Annotated in this window: 2 protein-coding genes; one reads left to right on the top strand and one right to left on the bottom strand. The window is 56.5% G+C overall.

Translation table 11 applies throughout. From position 1 onward, the window contains the following. Nucleotides 1–106: 106 nt before the first annotated feature. Nucleotides 107–2,611 (bottom strand): ferrous iron transport protein B, encoded by a 2,505-nt coding sequence (feoB, locus tag QZ292_RS08650; protein ID WP_294600589.1) that lies wholly within the window; start codon nt 2,609–2,611, stop codon nt 107–109. A gap of 118 nt (nt 2,612–2,729) precedes the next feature. On the opposite strand from feoB, the gene QZ292_RS08645 reads away from it, so the two are divergent. Then, nucleotides 2,730–7,676 (top strand): PBECR2 nuclease fold domain-containing protein (locus QZ292_RS08645; protein ID WP_294600588.1); only part of this gene is annotated, 4,947 nt, incomplete at its 3' end.

The following is a 7,676-nucleotide window of genomic DNA, read 5'->3' as shown; positions in this document are numbered from 1 at the left end:
GGCATAGCCCGCAAGCGGTCTCTGCTCGCGTAACGCCGCTCGGTTCTTCAGAAAAAGAACAGTTCCCTCAAACCTAAAGAGCGAATGTAGAAAACGCATCCAATTATTAAAAGAAACGCGAGCCGATCTGGTAGACCGCGAACGAGACCAGCCACGCCAACCCCGTCGTATAGAGCACCGAGAACAACGCCCATCGTCCTCCCGCCTCCTTTCGGATCGCCGCCACCGCCGCCACGCAAGGAAAATAGAGCAAGATGAAAAGCATCATCGTGTAGGCCACCAGCGGCGTATAGACCGGCTGCCCCGCCAAAGTCCCCGACATATGCCGCTGCGCCCGCAGACTCCGCACCAGCTGTCGATCGACCTCGCCCGCATCCTGAGTCAAAGCCTCCTCTTCCGCTTGCCACACCTCCTCGTCGGTGCCAGCCGTTCCGCCGGCTGCCTGCACCTCCGCCGGCCGGTTCAATACCGCCATCGTGCTCACCACGATCTCCTTCGCCGCCAGACCGCTCAACAGGCTCACACCGATCTTCCAGTCAAAACCCAGAGGCCTCATCGCCGGTTCCACGACATGTCCCAGCCGTCCGATATAGGAGTGTTCGGCCTGCCATTCCGTCAGCTCCGACGGCGAGAGCGCCGCCACCTGCTCCTCCTTCGGCCTCGGATAGTGCCCCAGCGCCCAGATCAGCACCGAAGCCACCAGAATCACCGTCCCCATCTTCCGCAGATACTGCGACCCCTTGTTCCACATGTGCCGCACGACACTCCGCGCCGTCGGCACCCGATACGGCGGCAGCTCCATCACGAAAGGCGCCTCGGCCCGATGAAACAGCAACCGTTTGAGTACCAGCGACGAAAGCACCGCCACCACAATTCCGATCACGTAGATCGACATCAACACCAACCCCTGCCCCTTGGGGAAGAAGGCCGAGATCAGGAGGACATAGACCGGCAGCCGGGCCGAACACGACATAAACGGCAGAATCAGCATCGTCAGTATGCGGTCTTTGCGGCTCTCCAGCGTCCGCGTGGCCATGATAGCCGGCACGTTGCACCCGAATCCCATCAGGAGCGGGATGAACGACTTGCCGTGCAGCCCGATGCGGTGCATGAAGCGGTCCATCAGGAAAGCCGTCCGTGCCATATAGCCCGTATCCTCCATCAGCGAGATGAAGAAGAAGAGAATCAGGATGTTGGGAAGAAAGACGATCACCCCTCCCACCCCGCTGATCACGCCGTCCACCAGCAATTCGCGCAGCGGCCCCTCGGGCATCGCTTCCGAGACCCACTGACCGAGCCACTCCACGCCGTTCTCCATCCACTCGGCCGGGATTCCGCCCAGCGTAAACGTCGCCTCGAACATCAGCCACATCAGCAGGAAGAAGATCGGGAACCCCCAGAAACGGTGGGTCATAATGCGGTCGATCCGCGTCGCTTTCCGGTTCTTGTCCCCCGTCCCGGGCGTGAAAGTCTCCTCCAAAGCCCCCGCGATAAAACCGTATCGGGCATCCGCTATCACCGTTTCGACCGAATCATTGTAGAGCCGCTCCAACCGGGCCGTCTCCCGCCCGATCGTCTGGCAAATCTCGTCGTAGTTGGCCGCGCCGTCCAACAGGGAGAGGGTCTCACGATCCCCCTCCAACAGTTTGATAGCCAGATAACGTGACGAATAGCGCGCCACGATGTCGCAATTCTGCCAGATCAGGGTCTGAAGCGCCCGGATGCTGCGTTCGATCTCCTCGCCGTAATGGATATGGATGTGACGCACCATCGGCTCGTTGTCCTCAAAAACGGCGATGACGCGGTCGAACAGCGCATCGATCCCCTCGCCTTTCGACGCCACGGTCGGCACGATCGGAATCCCGATCATCCGCCCCAAGGCCTCGTAGTCGAACCGGGCGCCGCTCCGCTCCAACTCGTCGTACATGTTCAGGGCGATCACCACCTTGAGGTTCATGTCGATCAGCTGGGTGGTCAGAAAGAGGTTGCGCTCCAGATTCGAGGCATCGACGACATTGATCACCACGTCGGGCATCTGCTCCAGGATGTGCCGCCGCACGTAGAGCTCTTCGGGGGTGTATTCGGTGATGGAGTAGGTTCCGGGCAGGTCGGAGAGCCGGAGCGTATAGCCGGCATGCCGGGCGGTGGCCTCTTTGGCTTCGACGGTCACACCGCTGTAGTTTCCGACGCGTTCGTGTGAACCGCTGGCCAGATTGAAGAGCGAGGTTTTGCCGCAATTGGGATTACCGACCAAGGCAACCTGAATCGTATGCCCGGATTCGTGTAAAAAGCGGTTGGCGATCTCGTCGGTCTGCAACACCTGGGCTGCAGAAGCTCCATTGGCCGCCATGTTCAAGGCCTCTTCAGGAGCGGCAGAGACTTCGATCTGCTCGGCTTCGCTGCGGCGCAGGGCGATATGATACCCCATGATCTCGTACTCGACGGGATCCATCAGCGGGGCATTCTTGATGACAGTCACCCGTTTGCCGCGCACGAAGCCCATCTCGGAGATGCGTTTGCGGAACGATCCGTGACCGCGGACTTTAACGATGACGCCGCTCTCGGAGGTAGAGAGCTCCGACAGGGGACGACAGATCGGTTCGTTTTCCATAAGGGTAGATAACGGGAGACAAAGATAACGATTTCCTCCCCTCGCGGAGACAAAAATAGCTGCCGATCGGCATCAGAACCATCCCCTGTTTTCGGGAAAACGCCGGCTCGGCATCCCTATGAATGAGGAATGGACATTCTCCATTTTCGGGACGCTCGGCTGGGACGAAGTCGGAAGAAAATTCCGACAAACGAGAGCGTTGGAGAAATCAGCCAACGGAGAAAAACTGACCGACGAAGAACAGGCCCTGCTGCTCTCGGCAGCGATCGGACAAAAAGCCGACCAGTATCTGAATGAACAGGGCGGTAAAACCACATGGGGAAATATCGGCACCAGCGTATCGAAATCGATTCCGTTCATGGTACAGACGGCCGCCTCGGGAGGTACCGGAGGAGTCGTTAAGCTGGGGGCGAACGTCGCGAAAAAAGGAGCCAAGGCCCTCGCCAAACGCGCCGCGTTGAAAGCAGCGGAAATGGCCGCGAACTCGGCTATCCAGACGCCGCTGATGAGTACGGCTTACGCCGATTTTGCCAATAGCACGAAGGGTCAATATTACGTCACACGAGAGCCTGCGGGAGAATTATCGGTCATCAAAACCGATCCGACATCTCCCTGGGAACGCAGCTGGAAAGCCTTTGCTTCGGGTTTTACGGAGACATTCTCGGAACGGCTCGGAACCGTCTTCCCGACCGGAGCCGCCATCGGGAACTTTGTCCGACGGAATGCTCCCAAAGCACTCGGAAAGACGCTCGGAGGCTGGCTGACCGAGGGAATCGGAAAATTCGAATCCCCTTTGGTCAAACAAATCAATCGATGGGCGAGCAAAGTTCCCGGATACAACGGAACACTGGGCGAATTCGGCGAAGAACTGGCAGGTAACCTAATCGAACCGGTATTGACCGGAGAACTTGATCGAATTCCGGAAAATTTCTCAAAAGAGAACCTTTGGCAAACGGCCATGTCTGTCGCTATCATGGGCGGAATGATGGAAACAGTGCGCATTCCCGCGGCCATAGCGGACGGCGTTCGTTCCGAACAACTGCGCCGCGCCGCGCAGGAACAACTCGACAGGATCGCCGATCCGACCATCAAAGAGAAGGTACGACAGGCGATGGAGGCAGAAGAGAACGAGGAGCGGGTGCGACAACTGACACAAATCGACTGGCGGGGCATCGACCGTCGGGACGCGATAGCCGCCGTCAATTATGTGGAACTGCACACCCGGGGCGACCTTAGCGCAGGAGCGGAGCAGGCCTTGGAACAGGGCCGAAAAATCCGGGGCTGGACGCATACATTCGGACAATTCGTTAATCGGGATACCGGACGGGCGCAAATTGTTATCGACCGGGAGGGAACAACGTATTTCGTCCGGTCGGGATCGTTGGACGGAACCGAGGCCGACGCAACGGTCTTCGTTCTAAATGCTGAAACCGGAGAGACGAAACAATGCAACGCAGAAGAGCTGACGTTGCAGGAGGAATACGATCTGGACGGCTACATCCGGATGAGAAGCGAACGGGAACAAGCACTGATGCAACAGACTGCCGGACAGCAACAACAGCAGGTGCCTGTTCAGACGACCTCAGGCACCGAACAGGCACAGGCGACCGAGCAAGTACCAGCCACCGGGCCCATGCAGGAAGGGGTGACCGCCAACACACCGACCGAAACGACTACGGAGACAATCCCGCAGGAAGAGAGCCAAGATAAACTGTCGAACGGGGATACCCAAATACAAGAAATCAATCCCAACGGACCAATGCAGGCCGCCCAACAACCCGTACCTCCAACCGGACGACCAATGACAGCTGACGAAGCGAACGCCTTTGTCCGCCAAATGCAACAAACGGCAGAACCGGCTCCGGAGATGGAACTCACCATCGAAAACTGGGATCGGGAGTTTGGTCCAGAGGGAACTGTGGAAACGCCTATCGGCACCGTCAAAATGGGTGAGAACCAGTTTGCCAAACTGAGCCGCCAAGGGCGAAATGGCAAACTCGGGATGATTAAACCGACTCTGACCAACCCGGACATCATCATCGAAGATGCCAGCAAGGCCGCACCCGGACAACAAACCGAAAGGCCTTCGTCGTACGTATTCGTAAAAACGTTCTCCGGCGAAAACGGAGAACGGATCTATTATTTCACGTCGGTAACGGTCAGTCAGGATGGACAGGAAGTCGTTATCTCCAATCAGGAAAAATCAGCAAGTCGCATCGAAAACTTACTAAAAACAGGAAAGACTACCTGGCTGAACACTACACAAAAACAAGAAAATCAAAGGTCTGTATCCGAAACACAGAACGGAGAATCGGTTCCCCTTAGCGATTCGCGGATTGCAACCTATGCCGATAATAACTCAACCCCGCTCGGTATCCATTCGCCCTCTGATTTTCACTTCAAAGATACAAATCCCGGGCCGAATGCGCAAGAGACGAGGACGATCGACCTGAATACGCTGGCCGGGCAGACGGTGACGCTGGCAGACGGATCGCAGGCTTATATCAATCAGGTCTACACCAACCGGAACGGTTTCGTGGAGATCGACGCCGTGCCGATCGACCCGTCCACGGGTCAGCTCCTCACGAACGAGAACGGAGAGGAGGCGCACACACTGCTGGACGTGAGAAGCATCGTTACCCCCAAGCAGCAACAACAGGCACAAACGCAGGGAAACACGCAAGAGGCAACGCCAGCCGTTCCGGAACAGAGCCCGACCCAGGAGACGCAGGTGACGGAACAACCGGCACCAAGCGAAACCGAGCTGAGCGCTGCAGAACAATCTGCACAAACAACGCAAGAACAAGCGGCACAGGAAAATTCTCAATCTACGCTAACAGGAACACCGGACAACACAACTACACAATCACAAAACAGAATCGGTTCCGCAAACCTTGAACCCGAAATCGACGAAAACGGACTGCCGTTTGTCACTGCCTCGAACGGAAGTATCGATTTCGGACAGATTGCCGAAGAAACGGGGCTTACACCAGCACCTATTAGACTCAGCACGGGAGAAAACAGAGTAGGCCCGGACGGTAAAAATCACGGATACGGATTAGCACATATCGAAGCCGGACACGGCGATCAGATAAGAAATGCCGGGTATGATTCCGTAGAACAGTTCGTAGAACTTGTCGGCAAACAATACACAGATATCCGGGAAGGAGCAAAGATAGGCGAAAACCAAACTTATCTTCTTGAATTACCGGACAACCATAACAACACGCTGTTCGTCCAGTTGTCGAAAGACGGAGCTTATTGGAATGTAAACAGCGCGGGTATCTTTAAAAAGAGATACTCGCGCCGTAAACCTGAGGTCTATTCCGTACCCGCAGTGGGAGAAAGCATTGACACCGATGCTTCCGAAGTTAATAGCGGCCATTCGACGGGTGCAACCGCGCCAGCGGGAAACTCTCCAAAAACCTCTTTGTTCAAAGATACAACTTTCGGGCCGAATGTGCAAGAGACGGAGCAAAATATTCCCCGAAAAAAGGACGGAACGCCGGATTACGACCGGATCGACGACCCGACCACGGTGGCCTCGGCGTTGAACGAGGAGTTCGGAGAGGAGGCGGCAGAGGTCGCCCGGGAAAGCCTCGACGAAGCCCACGAAGCATTGGAGCAGGCCGGGAACATCCGCAAAGCGATCGACCGGCGGCGCGCTCAGATCAAGGCTCAAAACGAAGTAACCAAATGGGAAGAGGTCTGTGACGCGCTCGCTCCGACCCGGGAAACCGAAACGGCGGAACAGGCTGCAGAAACGCAGGATGTACCCTCCGTGACGTTAGATCCCGTAATGGGAGACCTGATTACGGAAGAGATGCACAGGCGGGCCCCGGGGACAATCACGGTCAGGGAACAATCAGATCCGAAGGCGAACAACAATTTCATACAACGTTACGACATCGACGGGCAACCGAGCGGGGTGTACGGCATATATGACATAGAGGCGAACATCAACACGGAACCGGTCTCTTTCGGGCTGGACGAGTTCTCGTGGCGCGCCGAAAACTGGGACGAGCTGGAAGCGATGTACGACGCGTATAAAGCCGACCGGCCGGAGGTGCGCAGCTGGATAGACGACGAAGGAGGCGCGCAATTCCGCGACATCAACGATGCGTTGGAGTTCAAACGGTTTGTCGATACGCAAAAAAACAGCAAAACAGCAGATCCGGTGCGCGAAGCTGCGACACCCATGGAAAAGCTGCGGGCGGTCGGCGAAATCGTGGGCGAGATGAACCGCGCCTCCGGAGCAAATGCCTACGTTTTCAATAACGTGGATGAACTACCCGAAGAATTGCGCGGGCGATTGGACGAAGAGTTCGAACGCGACGGCATCACCTGGCGACGCGAAAGCTACATCTGCGCCCCGCAAATGCAGGACGCGGAGCAGACGCGACGTACCTATATCCACGAAGTGGGAGGACATCAGAATGTCGAATATGCCATAGCGACCGCTGCGGAAAAAGGCGCCCTCTGGGAGGCAATCGTGGACGACATCGGACTGGACGGGTTACGTGCCTGGGGAATAAAGGAACTGAACGGGGAAATAGAGGAATATGAGATTTCCGACGAGTACAAGAAGTGGCAATTGGGGCGCGAAGCACTGGCATACGCAACGGAACTGAACTCAGACCTGCCCTACTTCACACGGGAAAAACCGCTATCTTTGACGGTAGACCTCAATCAAAGAATCACTCCGGAGACCATCCGGGCGATACTTGAAACAGCCAACCGCTATGACGACCAAAGACCTCGAATCAATATTGCTTCCTTACAAAGAGAAAGGTTACAGGGATATAGTTCCAGTGTGGCTGGCGAGCCTGCCGGGAGAGGACACGGAAAAACCGATGGTCTTTTACCGCAACGTTCCGATGCTGGTGGTGATGGAGTGGATGAAACTCAAACAGAAAGGGATACCGCAGGACATGGCATTCAAACAGGCCGCACAGACGATACGGGAACTGTATCCGGGCAAGACGAAAGAAGAGCTGATCGAGCTGAGCAGGGAGCTCTACCGGCAGGGGAAACTGTAGCCGACGACATCCGATACCGCCGCGGC

It is taken from the genome of uncultured Rikenella sp., from assembly GCF_910577125.1.
In the GTDB taxonomy this organism is placed as follows: Bacteria; Bacteroidota; Bacteroidia; order Bacteroidales; family Rikenellaceae; genus Rikenella.
This window is presented reverse-complemented; position numbering and strand designations above follow the sequence as displayed.

Bases quoted from the DNA above. Each gene is read 5' to 3' on its own strand.
- feoB (WP_294600589.1), bottom strand. From the start codon at position 2,611: ATGGAAAACGAACCGATCTGTCGTCCCCTGTCGGAGCTCTCTACCTCC.